The organism is Pelorhabdus sp. sgz311001 (assembly GCF_055901755.1).
The window spans coordinates 54,617-70,049 of the sequence record NZ_JBVXUT010000003.1; the positions used below are offsets into that span (position 1 = coordinate 54,617).

Genomic DNA, 15,433 nt, shown 5'->3' on the forward strand with positions numbered 1-15,433 from the left:
ATTGGGGAAATAAAAAAAGCCAGCGTCAAAACACCGGCTTTTCCTGCAATCAATCCCATTATAAACGCAAAGACGCTTCCGCCGCTAAAGGCGAACGTTCACATTCATCATGACTCAGGGTTACCTGATAGCAAAGCGCTGAGCCGCGCATTTTTTCACTAGCGTAGACAAGTCCATTTGATCGACTGTCTAGATACGGATGATCGATCTGAGCCGGGTCACCAATTAATATGATTTTGGTACCAAGCCCCGGTCGAGTGATTACGCCTTTCGCCTGCCGCGGCGTCGAATTTTGCATTTCATCAAGCAGCATCCAATACCGTTGCAGCGAACGGCCGCGTTGATAAGCCAACGCTTCCGTCTGAATAATCCGTTTATCAAAGAGCATCTGAACCGTATCTTCGGCGGCAGCTAAATCTTTCGTATCTTGGATCATTTCGGCATTCCCATTCATTAAAGTAAACAGATTATCACGAATGCCTCGCATAAACACGCCGATCTTATCGCTTTCTGACCCAGGAAGAAAACCAATCTCCTCATCCATGGGAATATTAGGGCGACAAATCAGCAGATGATTATATTCGCGGGGACAACAGTCCATTGTTTTATATAAGCCGACAGCTAAAGAATAAAAAGTTTTTGCTGTGCCAGCCGGCCCCTTAATAATTACCAAAGGAGCTTGATCGGCGCTCATCATGAGACATTCCTGCATGAAAATCTGCCCAACGCTGCGCGGCGCAATCCCAAAAGGATTATGGTTCTTATAACGAAGATGCACAATCTTCTTGCCGTCAAAACGACCTAAAGCTGTGTGCTTTTCCTTCTCGGTTGAGCGAATCACCAAGAATTGATTTACCGTAAGTTCCTGTGCTACAAGACGTTGTGCGCCTTCATCATACGTAAAAACATCTTCTGGCCTAATAAAATGCTCTTCGCCAGCATGGAAATAGTCGAGTAGCTCAGATGATGTATATACAGTAGCGCGGCCTGTATACTGTTCTTCCATAACAGCAACTTTTTCATTACGAAAATCTTCCGCTGTGATTGTAAGCACCGCCGCTTTTACTCGCATATTCGTATCTTTGGAAACTAAAATAACCTCTTTTTGCTCGTCGGCAAGACCTTTACATACTTGCAAAATTCGATTATCGGGCTTTCCTTTTTCCCAATAGGGGCCGACAGATGTGGAAAGATGATTCGTCTCTATCTGCAATATACCGCCTTCTTCGTTAATTGCGACACCTGTTAAAAGATTGCCCCTCATACGCAATTCATCAATCAATCGACTGACTTGGCGGCTGTTTGCCCCACGATCAGACGCTTCTTTCTTAAAGCGATCCAGTTCTTCAAAAACAACTTCAGGAATAATGACGCAATGTTCGTTGAATGCAAAGATAGCGTTAGGAGAATGCAGCAACACATTTGTATCGAGAACGTAATATTTTCTCAACTTTTTTCCTCCTTTTTGTCTTCCCACACCGTCATGATTCTGCTAAAGACAAGCAAAACAGCCCTCAAATAACTAGCATCACCTACTATAATGTATTCAAGAAAGCCAAGTAAATGTCACCACTTATCTTCTTATTGCTCTATGGACAAAACTCCTTTGCCGACAAAAAGACTTAAGAAAAAATTAACATAAGTAAAAGAGACTGCCTTCATCAAAAGACAGTCTCACCGTAATAATTCCTTTTTATCGCTCCAAAGCAACAGTTATTTCACTAAGTCTACCGGAATCTTAACAACGACCTTTGTCACAACATCAGCGTGATCGCCAACACGTACCCCAGGCCGATGAACATCTTCGGGAAAGTAAATAGCGAACATGCCAGCTGTAAGTGTTGTCATAACTTCTGTTTCGACAGTACTGTAAAAACAGAGATCCTTATCCTGCAGCAAATCTTCAGTCACGACGGCGGCTGGCGTAAGTAATGCCCAACCGATCTGTTCCTGACCAGCTACAATATATTGGATATCAATATACTTTACATGATTTTCGGGACGACTCTCAGCAAAGGACTTTGCTTGATACTTTTGCAGCAAAGCAAAAATGCCTTTTTCTAGTTCATAGCGTCCTTCCTGTAAGCTAGAAAAGTCCGTATCTTTGAGATACTTTAAAGCATAATGAAAAACTTCGCCATAGCGCTTCACTTCTTCTACTGTCTGATCTACTCTGCCAATAATCATAGCTGCCACCATCCTCCATATAATAAAAAGCACTGCGCTTCTCAGCGTTCAATAATCGTCGTATTGCAAAGAAAGGCCTGTACTTCGCGATCTGTGGGATATCCTTCAATATCGCCTGTAGCCGTTACGGCCATAGCGCCAACAGCATTGCCAAGGCGACCAGCCTCGTAATCTGATAAATTACGTAACTTCCCAGCTAAAAATCCGGCGGCAAAGCCATCGCCGGCACCGATCGGATCTACCAGTGTAACTGGGCAGCCAGGTACCTTTAACGGCTCTTCTTTCGTAAAAATAGTACAACCAGTTTCTCCTTCTTTAAGAATTACCTTTTTTACGCCTTTTGCCAAAAGATCAGCAACTACATCGCCTAGTTTTTGTCCAGGATAAAGCTGCTCTAATTCCTTCTCGCCCGGGAAGAAATAATCAGATAGTTCCGCTAACTTCGTCAGCACCGGCCGCGCTTCTTCTAAAGACCATAATTTCAGACGAATATTTGGATCAAAAGATATCTGTACGCCATGTTTTTTGGCAATCGTCACAGCAGCGAAAACCGTTTCTCGGCAACTGTCGCTAAGCGCTGGAGTAATTCCCGTTATATGGAGAAATTTAGCCGCCTTTATATAATCTTCATCAAGGTCTGCCGGTGTCAAACGGCTGGCTGCCGATAGCTTGCGATAATAATATACGCGCGATTCGGCACCTTCGCGACGTTCTTTAAAAAAGACGGCCGTAGGCGCCTGTCCGTCAAACACAACTTGCTCTGTATCAACACCTTCCCCGCGAAGAAAGTTACGAATAAACAGACCAAATTCATCATCACCGAGACGACTAATCCAGCCTGCCGTATGACCAAGTCGACTGGCGGCAATACATAAATTAGACTCTGCCCCGCCTAAAGTTTTCGTAAAATTTGTTACATACCGCAAGGAACCAGTTTGCTGCGGATTCAGCAGCATCATAGTTTCACCAATTGTTACAATATCAGCCATAATAGGGCCTCCTTCATTTTAAAGTTCATAAAGTTTCTGCCGCAAAAAACCAAGTTGACGCGATATTGCTAACGCACTTTCTACCATCAAGGTTCCTTGTATTTTGATCGCCGCCTCATCCATGGAACTGGCGGGATTCGCTACACTAATTGCCGCAACTGCCCTATCTCTGCGGTCAAAAATCGGCGCAGCCACACAAAAAATATCCGTCTCATTTTCACGTTCATCTAAAGCATAGCCGCGTTGTTTGATGAGAGAAAGCTCAGCAAATAAACGCTGCGGCTCCGTAATGCTAAAAGCGGTTTTACAGGCAAGACCCTTTTCACGCAACAAAGCTTCTACTTTTTCCTGCGGCCAAGCAGCTAACAAGGCTTTACCAAGTCCCGTACAACTCATCGGATTGCGCGATCCTAGCAACGCGCCCGTAAAAATAGCAGAATGAGGCTCCACTTTATCAAGATAAACGATTTCCCCATGATTTTCTGTCGCCAAAAAAGCTGTTCGCCCCGTAGCAGCCACTAAATATTCTAGGCGAGCTCTTGCCGCACGATGCAAATCAGCCTTCGAAAGAAAAGCGGCTCCCACTTCAAATACTTTAAGTCCCAGAGTAAAAGCTGCGCCATTTTGCTCATCTAATTCTAAAAAACCTTTTTCCACCAGCGTATAGACTAAATCAAACGCACTGCTTTTCGGAATCTGAAGTTCACGCGCAATCTCAGCTAAAGTTAAAGAGCGGCTGCTCTTCGCTGAAAGGACGAGAATATCTACAACGCGGGCGGCAGATTTATTCGATCGAACACTTGCCATAACCACACTCCATTCACATATATGAATGCCATTCACATATCTGTCTATAAACAGTATAAAACGCCGTTAAGAAAATCGTCAAGATTTTTTTGAATAATCACACGAAATAGTCAAAATTAAAACAGCCCTTAGGCTGTTTTAATTGACAAAAATACAAATTAGACCAAACGATACCCGTACTGGAATGACTTGCCCTTTAATTGATGGAAATGCTTTTTTCGCCATTACTTCCTGGGGTTCTAAGTCATAGCTAATTCCTTGATTCGAAGAATTTACACTGAAAATTCCATTTGTTAAATTTAAAAACTCACCGGCGCAATCTTTGGCAAAGGCATCTACAGTACTACTGATTTCCTCGCCGCTAAATCGTTTTGCCAAAGCTAACAACGTGCTATCATCCATTCCTAAGCCGGTAAGCAAAGAATCTTTACTGACCATATTCTGCGTAACAAGCCAAGGAAAGGAGGCGCCCACAACCGGATTATTCTTTAACAAGACCGGTGTCTCATTCAAAAAGCGTACAATATTCCGCAAAGTGAGCGCTGCATAATTGTAGTATGCGTCAGCTTTTTCTTCGCGGCGAAAATCAAGACTAAAACGTACGATGGCATCAATATCCGCCTTAGCCAAAGCCTGAATATGTTCATCGGAAAGTTGATTTTCCGCTTTATAATTTGATAAGGCCTCATCTACTTCACTGAGAGACAAAAAGCCTTTATCGACAATAACCTGACTCAAATTCAAATATTTTTGTTCCTGTGATTTTAGAAGTTGTTCCAACTGCTGTTCCGTTAAATAACCTTTATCAATAGCCAACTCACCAAACCGACGGTCACGTTTTTTCTGCAACGCATTGATCTCTTCTACCTGCGTCACTGTCATATAACCTGCATTCATAGCTAAAATACCGAGTTTTACACGAACAGACTGCTCTAAGTCCAGCGCTTCTTCCACCTGTTCTGCTCGAAGAATTCCTTTATTCAATAAATATTGTCCAAAATATTGACTAAACATATTCTCTCTCCTTTAGCCTCGTACGTTTGCAATGGCTTTTGAAATTTGCTCTTGCTCAAAGGGTTTTTGAATAAAGTCAACAGCGCCTAATTTCAAAGCAGTAATCAGCTTTTCCGACGTACCTGTCGATGACACCATTACAACCTGAGCCTTACCGTCAAAAGAACGAATTTGTTTTAAAGCCTCGAGCCCATCACATTCAGGCATAACAATATCCATTAAGACTAATTTAGGCTTCTCAGACTGATATTTTGCGATTGCCTCCTGTCCATTGGCTGCTTCAACTACCTCGCAGTTAAACTCATTCTCTAATAATGTTTTTAGCTGCCGACGTACAAGCATCGAATCATCACAGATCAACACTTTTATTTTAGCCACTTCCATCATTCGTCTCCCTTTCCCTTTGCGTTTATCCAATACGAAATAGGTGATACTACCTACGATTGCCTACGCTACATATATTATCTTTACTTGAAACAAATTCCTGCAATATAAATGTTTTTTTTACATTTTATTGAGTAATTCTGCCTGCCTTACGAAAAAAAGGACTTTTTTCATAAAACTGCGAAGTGTAGTAAAAACTTGCTGCATAGGAGGCTGCCATCGATGAGTCAAATACAAATTGCTACGTTTAATATAAATTCGCTCCGTGTTCGATTGCAAGATCTTTGCAATTGGCTACTGAAAGAAAACATCGATATGATCGGCTTACAAGAAACGAAAGTACAAGATCCAGACTTCCCCTGGGAACCACTCCAGCAAATTGGCTATCACGCTACCTTTCGCGGGGAAAAAGGAAAAAACGGCGTCGCTATTCTCAGCAAAGAAAAGCCGATCAGTGTCACCTTTGGCCTTGACGAATGGGGCGCTGACGGCGAGGCTCGCCTGATTGCAGCTAAATTTTCCGCCTTTACGATTGTAAATACCTATGTTCCTCAAGGACGTGAAGTTGGCACAGATTATTTCAACTATAAATTAGAATGGCTGCGCCATATGGGCGATTATTTCAGACGACACCATGAGCCTAATGAACCGCTCCTCTGGCTCGGCGATTTTAATGTAGCGCCAGATCCCCTTGATGTTTATGATCCGAAGCGTCTTGCTGGTCGTGTCGGCTTCCATCCAGCTGAACAAGAAGCGCTAGCTAGTGTCCGCGAATGGGGCTTTACGGATATTTTTCGCAAGCATTGCCCGACAGGCGGCTTATATACTTTTTGGGATTATCGGATTAAAGATGCGCTACCGCGCGGCCTTGGCTGGCGAATTGATCATATTTATGCTACTGCGCCTTTGGCCGCAGCTTCCCAAAAAGCCTTCGTAGCCACAGAACTGCGTCAAACAGAACGACCATCAGACCACGCCCCGCTTGTTGCTACCTTTCATTTATAAACGAAACAGACAGCAGTTCCCTTTTCCCTATGCGCGGAATAGAGTAACAGCAAAACTTGCCTTTACGGAGTGATTTTTCGATGAACTTTGATAACTTACCTTTGCTGGCCATTCTTGTTCTTTCAGTCATTGGCCATAACAATTCAGTCGCGATTGCTGCTGCATCCTTATTATTTTTAAAGTTACTCGGCCTTGATCAGTACTTTCCCTTTATCGAAAGCCACGGTCTTTCTTGGGGCATCATTATCCTCACAATGGCCATTCTTGTTCCCATTGCCAATCAGAGTATTACCGCTAAAGACATGGTAACATCTTTTCGCTCACCTGTAGCTTTTATCGCACTAGGAGTCGGCCTGTTTATGGCCTGGATTGCCGGACGAGGCGTTCCCTTTATGTCGTCTGCACCGGAAGTCATTACGCCGCTATTAATTGGCACCATTATCGGTGTCTGCTTTTTTCAAGGTTTGGCCATTGGTCCGCTGATTGCCAGCGGCGTTGTTTGGGGAATTATTTCGCTAAGCCGCTTCTTTCACTAATTTAGACTGCAATCAGTAAAATGAATAAGAAGAGTGTTGCTAACCGCCAAATCGGTAGCTACACTCTTCTTTTCTTATCTCTAGGCCCTATGAAAAGAGCTAAATTGTTCGTGAAGTTTTAATAATATTCGTTAATGTAATTCATACAAGCAGGAAAGAATTGATCCAGAAGTGCCAACGCCGCCAGCGGCGCTTTGATTTTTCCCATTTTGTGTAGTTGGCTAGCAGAAACTCGACCAAAAAGCAATTGCGCTAAGGTACCGCTCGTAAAACAGCATTCAGCCCCGCTAATCATCTCATCTGTCAGCTTTACCACTTGCCCACGCCCTTCTTGAACCGTAAGCGCAAAGGTGCCGTGATTCCACGTCGCCAAGGGATCATTTACGGCAAACACAATTCGCCCTGTTGCTACTGGCGGATAAGAAACCTCCGACAGAGCTTTTACCACGTCGACAATACGAGCTGTCATAAAAGGATAGATTGATACGCCCACTTTAGGGTCTGGTAATGAAAATAACGTTCCATCATCAATCGGCGCCAGCCAATAGAGACGACTTACTTGAGAGCGGTGATTATAACAAAAACGCAACAGCGCCTGTTTAGCCGTTTCACTCCGATAAGCCATTTCCTTTACCACAACTTTATCTTCTTTCAACATATAAAAAATATAGCCTACCGCCTCATCGGCTTCAAACAGCAGATAGGCATGGCCCTGATCAGTCTGATGTTCTTCGTAAAGCTGTCGCCAGCTTGCCGCTTGGCGCACAGGATAGCCATGCAGATCTTTCGTATAAGCTTCATAAACTGGTTGTAGAAAACAAATGTTTTCTTCGGTCACAGCCTTAAATACGCCATCTCCAGATGCAGCAAAACGCAAATCTGCCAAATCAACATCATACAGCAATGAATGATAACAAAACTCAAAATCATAAGGATAATAAAAAATGCCTTTAAAGGGCATTAACAAAACTACCCACTGACCACGCCGCCTCATTTCGACCAAAGATTCGGCTAGAAGCCCCCCAATCGACTTTTGGCTGCGAGCCTCCGGCGCTGTGGCCACGCCCACAATGTACGACGTAGCAAACTCTTGGCCCCGTAGAAAAATTTTATAAGGATTTAGATGGAGACAACACAAGAGATGCCCATCCTTAACACCAGCCAAAACATTTTCTGGCTTATAATATTTCCCGAAATACCATTCAAAAAAAGGGTGTCCCTCTGGCTCAAAACAGTAAGACCATAATTTTTTGATGGCCGTTTCTTCTCGCGGTTCAATCAATCGATACTCCACCTAAAGTCACCCCTCGGCAGTAATCATCACATCATATTTTTCTACCATTTTCACGGGATGATAAGACTCTTTCGCTTGGCGCAAGCCTTCCATTCCCATGTCTTCTTCCCGATTAATATAAGTCATATTTTCCCAAGCGTTACGACAAAACTCTTGGTTAATGGCTTGATAAAGACCGCGAATATTGGGATTGCCTTTTTCTACATGGATGACCGCCGTATCACTATTAAGAGGTTCACCAATCGAAAAAGCCTCCATTTTCCCATCAATCAAGATGACACCGCCAGTCAATTTCATCGCGGCAAAATGATCCAGCATATCAATGACGGCATCCTTTTCCAGATCAATTTCACTATCTTCATCAAGACCTCTGAGTTCATACCATTCCAAAGCCGTTTTCTTACAACTCGGCAAAAGATCTGGCGTCAACGGCAAATACTGGTATTGACTGTAAGTGCGTTTAAAGTAATTTAAATGATTTTTCTTGCTGCTATATTTGCGGCCTTTGAGCCATTTTAGATCTTCGGCTAGGTAGACATAGTCGAAGTTTTTTCGGTCTGCTTCAAACGTAAAAAGGTTAGGACGCGCTGCCTCAAGCGCTGCCTTATCGTCTAAAGTCGCTCCTTTTAATAAAAAAGGCTGACCTAACTCCTTAAAATAATCAATTACCACAGTAAGCGCGGCGGCAATCGATCCGCCTGTAGCTTTCGGAATGGGCGGTAACATGTAAGTATGGTCGTGATGAGCGGCTCTAACACACAAGCAGCCTTCTACTTCGGCCCACTCAATATTATAAGGTTTCCGCCACATGTAAAAATTAGTGAAAGTATACACCGAACTTTCATAGCGATTCGCTTGAAAGTAACTGTCAATAAGCTCTTTATCTTCTAAAACAATTGGTCGAAATAAAATAAAAACCACACCCTCAAATTTTTTCTGTCTAACCCTTATAGTACTGCAAACAAAAACTATTGGCAAATATTTTCTTATTGATAAAGACTTTATTTATAAAAGCACCCAAAATAAAATAGGTACAAACAAAAATAAGTAAAAACCAGTTGTTAATACAAAAGAGGCTGTAGCGATATGAATATTTAAACGATATAGCCTAGCTGTAAGCACAGCATTAATGGCTGTAGGCGTGCTGGAAATAACAAGAAGCGTATACAGTGCGACTTTTTCTTCAACAAAAGGATAGGCCATGACAAACAAAATCAATGGAGTTGCAATAAACTTTACCCATAGTAAATCAGCAGTTTGCCGCCAATGCGAACGAATTTGGCCGAAATCCATAGCATAGCCTACAGGAATTAACGCTGTCCAAGCGCCAACATGGACAAGTGCTTGAAATATCCATTCAAAAAACGCAGGTCGTTCAAAACCACTAATACTAAGACCGAGTCCCACAAAAACACTAAGGGTTGGTAATTGATTTCGATTCCAAAGAATCTTTTTCCATGAGATTCTATGACTTTTATCACCCTTACTTAAATCGTAATAGTGCTGAGCCATGGGAAAACAAAACAGGAACAAAATCAAATTTCCAAAAAGTAAAATAAGTACCGTATAAGCATACCCCGGTTCGCCATATAAAATAAAAGCGACTAAGCCGCCTAAAGTGAGAGTATTAGACAAAGTAGCCGCAAGCATATAACTGCCTTGATCGAGCGGATCAGGATACTTTTTCTTACTGCCGCGGTAGGCGATCATGGCTGGTACAAAACTCATAATCACACCAAGAATAGGCAAATATAGCATATGCATTGAAATTTTCATTTGCCAAAAAGAAAGGATCGTCAAAAAAGGATACACCACGAGCAAATTCACTACGATAACCTTATCAAAAAAAGCTTGGCGTCCAGCCGAAAATCGTCGCAATAAATAACCAACACAGAGCGGTAAAATAACATCTACGACAAAATAAAGGAGCTTTATCAGTAACAGCAACCACTCAACCTCCTTTGTCAAAGTAGAAAAAGGCCCAGCCCAAAATCTGGGCAGGCCAATTTTTTCTTTCGTCATTTTATTTTACCACTGAAACTACCGTAGCGTCAAACCTTAAGAATCCCAATAGAATTTAAGAAAACTACAATAAGCAGAATCGGCGTAACATAACGAATCACAAAGTAGAAAGCGGAAAAAATTCCGTCAATCGACAAAGTGCCATCATTCGAAAGTTCGCGTTTCAAATCTTCTTTTTTGAGCACATAGCCAATAAAAATTGAAATTAACAGCCCGCCCACAGGCAGAAGAATATTTGAGGAAATATAGTCGAATAAGTCAAAGAACCCTTTACCAAAAATGGTCACTCCGCCTAACAAGCTATCCTTATCAACTGATAAAGATGCTAGAATTCCAATTAGAGCGATAATGACGCCATTCATAATAACCGCTGTTGAACGTCCCATTTTCCGCTCTTCTACGCAATAGGCTGTCGGCACTTCCACGAGAGAAAGCATGGCCGTTGTTGCTGCAATGGATGTCAAAAAGAAAAAAGCTACAAGCAAAATACTGCCAAAAGGCATTTGCGAAAAAACAAGCGGAATTGTCATGAAGAGCAGTCCCGGTCCAGCACCAGGCTCCATACCAAAAGAAAAGACCGTAGGAAAAATCGCAATGCCAGCAAGCATAGAAACAGCCGTATCAGACAGCGCTACTTTTCCGGCGGTAGCAAAAAGATGGTTGTCTTTCGTAAAATAGCTGCCATAAGTAACCATCGTGCCCATGCCAAGTGAAAGCTTAAAGAAAGCCAGTCCCATGGCAGTTAAAATTGCTGTCGACGTAAGTTTACTGAAATCCACTTGGAATAAGAAATTCAGGCCTTCCGAAGCTCCCGGTAAAGTGAGGGCCCTGATATCACAAATAATAATTAGGATAAACAGCAAAGGCATTAAAGTTTTCGTAATCTTTTCAATCCCTTTCTGTACTCCCATTACCAAAATCGCACAAACAACCAAGAGCACTATAAACTGCCAGATAATTGGCGATAGAGGACCGGCAATGGTGCTGCCAAATTCACTTTTGGCCGCCGCCATCGTAATTCCTGCAAAATCCCCTTTTAGAGCCTTAAATAGGTATAAGTACACCCAGCCAGCCACACAACTGTAAAAAAACATAATTAAATACGCTGCCGCCACACCCATGAGGCCTGATGTATGCCAGCCACTGCCTGGTTTTAAAGATTTATAAGCACCAACAGGATTTTTGCGCGTCTTACGACCTACGTAAAACTCACCAACCATAATCGGCAGGCCAATAAACAAAATACAAATAAAATAGACCAGTAAAAAAGCGCCCCCGCCGTATTCGCCTGTTAAATAAGGGAATTTCCATATATTTCCCAATCCAACTGCTGAGCCTAATGTTGCAAAAAAGACCGCCAGACCAGAAGAAAAGGTTTCCCTCTCGCCTGTTTTAAACGACTTCGCCACAAACTTTCCTCCTTTTCAGACTTTTTGTTCATATTATCATAGCCTGCAAAGAAACGTCAATCAAAACTAATCATTTTGTACACTTGTAAAGGACAAAAGCTTCCAGCGTCGCCGGAAGCTAAATGATTTTGTTTAGAAGAAAAAGTTAAATGTGGATTGAATGCTGTTATTGGTCCAATTTCCATTAATCGGTTTGATTCTGTCATAAGTAAGAGTCCACTGCACATTTTTCCATGGAACATAAACATAATCAAAGCGCCAAGCATTGATGCCATCAAAAGTATTTTGCCAAGATCCAGCACTATCTGTCGTGAGTGGTATCCAGCTAAAGGCGCCGCGATTCACATACCCGGCTACGCCGCTCGGCATATGCCGATAAGAAATCCCCCAGCCGCTGTCGCCCTGTTTAAAGGGATTTACCATATTCGTATATAGTGATGGATTATAATTGGTTGCCGCATACTTCGACTGAAGAGCGATAAAGTAACCACTCTGCTTACCTTTGAAACGTAAGGAAGCAATATCATCTGCTCTATTTTTCGCATATTCAAAGGACAAAGCTAACCCGCCTGGAATCACTTCTGCTGCGCCATTTACTACGAAAAGATTCAAATCTTTAATCCCATTATTATAGTTTTGCCGCAAAACATAGGCGCCAATATCCATCGTCTTTGTCGGACGATAGGTGACCTCGCCAAAATTAATCATCTGCCCTGAAGCTACTAAATAACTACTGCGAGCTACGCCAGAGCGAACTGTGAGCTTGCCTTTTTGCCTCGTATAATAAAGCCCTTCCGTGTCGCCTGTATTGCCAAAAAATGCGCCTTTACCAGGATACAATTGCATTTTCCCCATTTCTACGGTACCGCCAAACATATTCTTACCAGTTAACCAAAACCGATCAAAGCGGGCTGTTCCATTGTTACTTGTCGCTGTAGCTGTGTCACTTGTTGAGTTGAAACTCCATTTCGCCTGAACAAATCGCGCATTCCAGTCCCATTGATCGCCTACTGGCACGTTCATATAAATACGAATCCGTTCCATAAATTGATCTTTATCTTTCACCTTGCCATTTGTTGCCCAAGCACCTGTATTGTTATTCGAATCAAGCGAATTATGGGTATATTCCAAGCGATTATCAAAAAAGAAATTGACTTTCGCCTTTGCTTCGGCGCGCGCCGCCTGAGCCTCTACTTTGACTAGCCGCGCACCGATTTGTTTTAAATCATTATCATATTCCGCCGCCAATTTTTCTAGCATTGCTTTTTGCTGCGCGTCAGCTTTCGCCATTTTTGTCATACCATTGGCAATCATGACTGCCATTTCATAGCGAGTTACGGTACGATCGCCATTAAACCGACCGGCATCACCTGATATGATCCCCTCTTTGGCAAGCTCCTGTACGGCATGATAGGACCAGTGTTGCATTGGAACGTCAGCAAACGTTTCTGGTGCCGCCCACACCGTACCAGAAAATACAGTTGAACAAGAAATTACTAGCGCCATTAGCATCCTTTTCTTGCTTTTTTGCTTATGCATTATTCTCATATCCTCCCCGTCTCTCCTTTACCCCAAACTCCTCACATTTATACTTTTGCCAAAAACCGCACCAGTTGCGCCGTTAACAAATCGGGATCTTCCAGCGGCGGATTATGTCCAACCGCATCAAATAGAATAAATTCACCACTGGGAAAAGCCTTGGCTAGCGCTTGCCCCGCTTCATAAGGAATCACATTGTCAAGTTTCCCATGAATTACAAGAACAGGTTTCGCAAAAGCTGCCGCCATTTGGCTAAAATCAGCCCTTTCCAAAGCATGTGTATTGGGAATAAACGCAGCCTTAGCTTTCAGACACTCTCTTGTCATAAGTTCTTTAATTTCCGGTCTTACGGGAACCGCTAAAGTGTGTAGCAGAGAAGCAATCAGCAGTTCTTCCTGTGAAACAACCGTCTCCAAGGCGGCATAATTCATCGTATCGAGTCCGTGCAAAGAAACAGAGTCAATCAGAATCAGGCCCAGCAGCTTTTCGGGAAACAATTCAGCAAACTTCATAGCTACAGCACCGCCAAGAGAATGGCCGACCAAAATAAAGCTTGTTAATTCCATAGATTCTAAGGTTTTTTGTATATCTTTTGCGTGATCCGTTAGCGTCACAGCCTCACGTCCCGGTTGGCTCGCACCATAACCGTTTAAATCAACAGCAATCATTTGACAAGCAGATTCCAACCGCTTCATGACCATGTTCCACCACTGAGAAGAAGCTAAATTTCCATGAATAAAGACAACAGTTGTAGAGCCCTTTCCCTGCGTCAAATACGCAAGTTTACGCGATGTCATAAGGTTTCCCTGCCTTTTTAATATTTGTCAATCTCATAACCTGTCCAAAGATCAATGGCCTTGTCTTTATTGGCGGGAACAGGCAGCGTCATACTGGCAGGCGCTGGAATCCCTTTTTCCACCCAGTTCACAAGTACATCAAAAGATTGATGCACGTAAGGCATCAAGGGCTGTAATTTATGCTCTGAATCGACGCCTGGTTTATTAACCAAACCTTCAAAATGATTCCCTTGTTCAACCATATACAGCCTGTATAAGTCTTCTTTACCTTGTGACTTTACCAGCCGTTCATAGGCTTTCGCATGAACATTCGCAAAGAGCAGTGAATCCCAGGTTCCATGAACGGTAATCACTGGTTTTTGTATATTCCCGTTATTTTCAAAACGAGCGATACGGTCTTTAATAAATTCTGGCCGCGCCAACCAATCATAATGCTGATAATCTTCAGGATGAGATAAAAACTCCCACCAATTACGCGTAAGATACTCAGGATCGTATTTCATTCGGTGAAGATTTAGTGTGGGCAACCAATAGGCCGTACCATGGAGTGGCCAGAGAAATTCTGATTCGATCGGCAGTCCCAAACGTTCTAACGCCGCAATAGCCTGCTGTCGCCGCAGTGGATCGACCTGTGATTGTTTCAGTATCTCCCAGGAGTTTACTGCCGTAGTTAAACTTGATATTAGATTCTCCTCTCTAGCTCGCCAGAGAACACCTTCCCAGTCAAGCATGCCATCATATAAAGCACTGTCCTGTTCAATGGCGTAGCGCGCTATATAACCGCCGTTCGAATACCCCCATAAATAAGTATAGACAGGTTCTTTTCCCTTCCAGGATTTTAGCAGCGACTTCGCAGCAACAGTCAGCTGATGCAGCCGCAAATTCCATTCTTCTAAGGAATCCTCTTGACTGCTTAAAGCGTTCATGGCTTTCGCCCAAGGATAAATTTTCCCATCAGGAGCAGGGATTTGCTCGCCTGTTGTACCCTTATCACATACAGCATAGGCATAGCTGCCGCCTTGCTCATCGACTTTCGTCAAGACATAATCGCTAATTACAGCGTCAGTAGAACGAGCATCACCAAACCCTGGCGCCCCGACAACAACAAGTCGTCCATTCCAATTCTGCGGGATTCTAATTAAAAAATAGCAATCCTCGAAATACCCCGTGACTTCCCTCCCGGGAATTTTCAATTTCGGTTTATACCATTCCGGACGAACTGGCTTTCCGGAAGACCAATCATTTTCGCCTAGGGCCACACGCCGCGCTTCTGATAGAGCGCCAATAGCCGGATTATTCGTAGTAAGGTCGTCATATTCAATCACATTGACCGTATGTGCTCCAGGAAGCAGTGTGGACATTGCATATCCTGGTACAGAGAAGCAAATCAGCAGCAATGCCAGATATAAAATTTTGATTTTACTTCGCACCACTCTCACTCTCCCCATCC

Annotated in this window: 15 protein-coding genes; 2 read left to right on the plus strand and 13 right to left on the minus strand. The window is 43.0% G+C overall.

The genetic code is table 11. The features are described from left to right. Positions 1-58 precede the first annotated feature (58 nt). From AC0MXB_RS09110 to AC0MXB_RS09135, 6 genes are all read right to left on the minus strand, one after another. Positions 59-1,450 (minus strand): PhoH family protein, encoded by a 1,392-nt coding sequence (locus AC0MXB_RS09110; protein WP_474039356.1) that lies wholly within the window; start codon positions 1,448-1,450, stop codon positions 59-61. Positions 1,451-1,713: 263 nt separating this feature from the next. Beyond that, on the minus strand, positions 1,714-2,187 hold the full coding sequence (locus AC0MXB_RS09115; RefSeq protein ID WP_474039357.1) for a NanQ anomerase/TabA/YiaL family protein: 474 nt from the start codon (positions 2,185-2,187) through the stop codon (positions 1,714-1,716). A 41-nt stretch (positions 2,188-2,228) separates the two neighbouring features. Next, positions 2,229-3,176: a sugar kinase gene (locus tag AC0MXB_RS09120; protein ID WP_474039358.1), complete on the minus strand. Its 948-nt coding sequence runs from the start codon at positions 3,174-3,176 to the stop codon at positions 2,229-2,231. Between the two features lie 18 nt (positions 3,177-3,194). Then, positions 3,195-3,983 (minus strand): IclR family transcriptional regulator, encoded by a 789-nt coding sequence (locus AC0MXB_RS09125; RefSeq protein WP_474039359.1) that lies wholly within the window; start codon positions 3,981-3,983, stop codon positions 3,195-3,197. A 138-nt stretch (positions 3,984-4,121) separates the two neighbouring features. Continuing rightward, positions 4,122-4,997 (minus strand): hypothetical protein, encoded by an 876-nt coding sequence (locus AC0MXB_RS09130; protein ID WP_474039360.1) that lies wholly within the window; start codon positions 4,995-4,997, stop codon positions 4,122-4,124. 12 nt (positions 4,998-5,009) lie between these two features. After that, the gene (locus tag AC0MXB_RS09135) at positions 5,010-5,381 is read right to left on the minus strand and encodes a response regulator (RefSeq protein WP_474039733.1); all 372 of its coding nucleotides are present in this window, start codon (positions 5,379-5,381) and stop codon (positions 5,010-5,012) included. A gap of 222 nt (positions 5,382-5,603) precedes the next feature. Between AC0MXB_RS09135 and xth the strand changes: the two genes are divergently transcribed. After that, positions 5,604-6,386, plus strand: a complete 783-nt coding sequence (gene xth / locus AC0MXB_RS09140) for an exodeoxyribonuclease III (protein ID WP_474039361.1) — start codon at positions 5,604-5,606, stop codon at positions 6,384-6,386. 80 nt (positions 6,387-6,466) lie between these two features. After that, complete coding sequence (locus tag AC0MXB_RS09145; RefSeq protein ID WP_474039362.1) at positions 6,467-6,922, plus strand: DUF441 domain-containing protein; 456 nt, start codon at positions 6,467-6,469, stop codon at positions 6,920-6,922. 118 nt (positions 6,923-7,040) lie between these two features. Here AC0MXB_RS09145 and AC0MXB_RS09150 read toward each other — a convergent pair whose 3' ends face one another. From AC0MXB_RS09150 to AC0MXB_RS09180, 7 genes are all read right to left on the minus strand, one after another. Continuing rightward, positions 7,041-8,216, minus strand: coding sequence for a GNAT family N-acetyltransferase (locus AC0MXB_RS09150; RefSeq protein WP_474039363.1), 1,176 nt, complete (start codon positions 8,214-8,216; stop codon positions 7,041-7,043). 6 nt (positions 8,217-8,222) lie between these two features. Further along, positions 8,223-9,137, minus strand: coding sequence for a DUF2156 domain-containing protein (locus AC0MXB_RS09155; RefSeq protein ID WP_474039364.1), 915 nt, complete (start codon positions 9,135-9,137; stop codon positions 8,223-8,225). 84 nt (positions 9,138-9,221) lie between these two features. After that, a complete protein-coding gene (locus AC0MXB_RS09160) occupies positions 9,222-10,163 on the minus strand; it encodes an AEC family transporter (protein WP_474039365.1) in 942 nt (313 codons plus the stop codon). A 104-nt stretch (positions 10,164-10,267) separates the two neighbouring features. Next, positions 10,268-11,647 carry a sodium-dependent transporter gene (locus AC0MXB_RS09165; RefSeq protein ID WP_474039366.1) on the minus strand — a complete coding sequence of 460 codons (1,380 nt, stop codon included), beginning with the start codon at positions 11,645-11,647 and terminating at the stop codon, positions 10,268-10,270. A gap of 132 nt (positions 11,648-11,779) precedes the next feature. Continuing rightward, positions 11,780-13,186 carry an S-layer homology domain-containing protein gene (locus tag AC0MXB_RS09170; protein WP_474039367.1) on the minus strand — a complete coding sequence of 469 codons (1,407 nt, stop codon included), beginning with the start codon at positions 13,184-13,186 and terminating at the stop codon, positions 11,780-11,782. Between the two features lie 47 nt (positions 13,187-13,233). Then, a complete protein-coding gene (locus AC0MXB_RS09175; RefSeq protein ID WP_474039368.1) occupies positions 13,234-13,983 on the minus strand; it encodes an alpha/beta fold hydrolase in 750 nt (249 codons plus the stop codon). A gap of 17 nt (positions 13,984-14,000) precedes the next feature. Beyond that, positions 14,001-15,416 carry a tannase/feruloyl esterase family alpha/beta hydrolase gene (locus tag AC0MXB_RS09180; protein WP_474039369.1) on the minus strand — a complete coding sequence of 472 codons (1,416 nt, stop codon included), beginning with the start codon at positions 15,414-15,416 and terminating at the stop codon, positions 14,001-14,003. Positions 15,417-15,433: the final 17 nt, after the last annotated feature.

What these genes read in the sequence shown, in the direction of transcription:
- AC0MXB_RS09115 (WP_474039357.1), bottom strand. Translation starts at nt 2,187, where the DNA reads ATGATTATTGGCAGAGTAGATCAGACAGTAGAAGAAGTGAAGCGCTAT.
- AC0MXB_RS09120 (WP_474039358.1), bottom strand. Translation starts at nt 3,176, where the DNA reads ATGGCTGATATTGTAACAATTGGTGAAACTATGATGCTGCTGAATCCG.
- AC0MXB_RS09125 (WP_474039359.1), bottom strand. Translation starts at nt 3,983, where the DNA reads ATGGCAAGTGTTCGATCGAATAAATCTGCCGCCCGCGTTGTAGATATT.
- AC0MXB_RS09130 (WP_474039360.1), bottom strand. Translation starts at nt 4,997, where the DNA reads ATGTTTAGTCAATATTTTGGACAATATTTATTGAATAAAGGAATTCTT.
- AC0MXB_RS09135 (WP_474039733.1), bottom strand. Translation starts at nt 5,381, where the DNA reads ATGGAAGTGGCTAAAATAAAAGTGTTGATCTGTGATGATTCGATGCTT.
- xth (WP_474039361.1), top strand. Translation starts at nt 5,604, where the DNA reads ATGAGTCAAATACAAATTGCTACGTTTAATATAAATTCGCTCCGTGTT.
- AC0MXB_RS09145 (WP_474039362.1), top strand. Translation starts at nt 6,467, where the DNA reads ATGAACTTTGATAACTTACCTTTGCTGGCCATTCTTGTTCTTTCAGTC.
- AC0MXB_RS09170 (WP_474039367.1), bottom strand. Translation starts at nt 13,186, where the DNA reads ATGCATAAGCAAAAAAGCAAGAAAAGGATGCTAATGGCGCTAGTAATT.
- AC0MXB_RS09175 (WP_474039368.1), bottom strand. Translation starts at nt 13,983, where the DNA reads ATGACATCGCGTAAACTTGCGTATTTGACGCAGGGAAAGGGCTCTACA.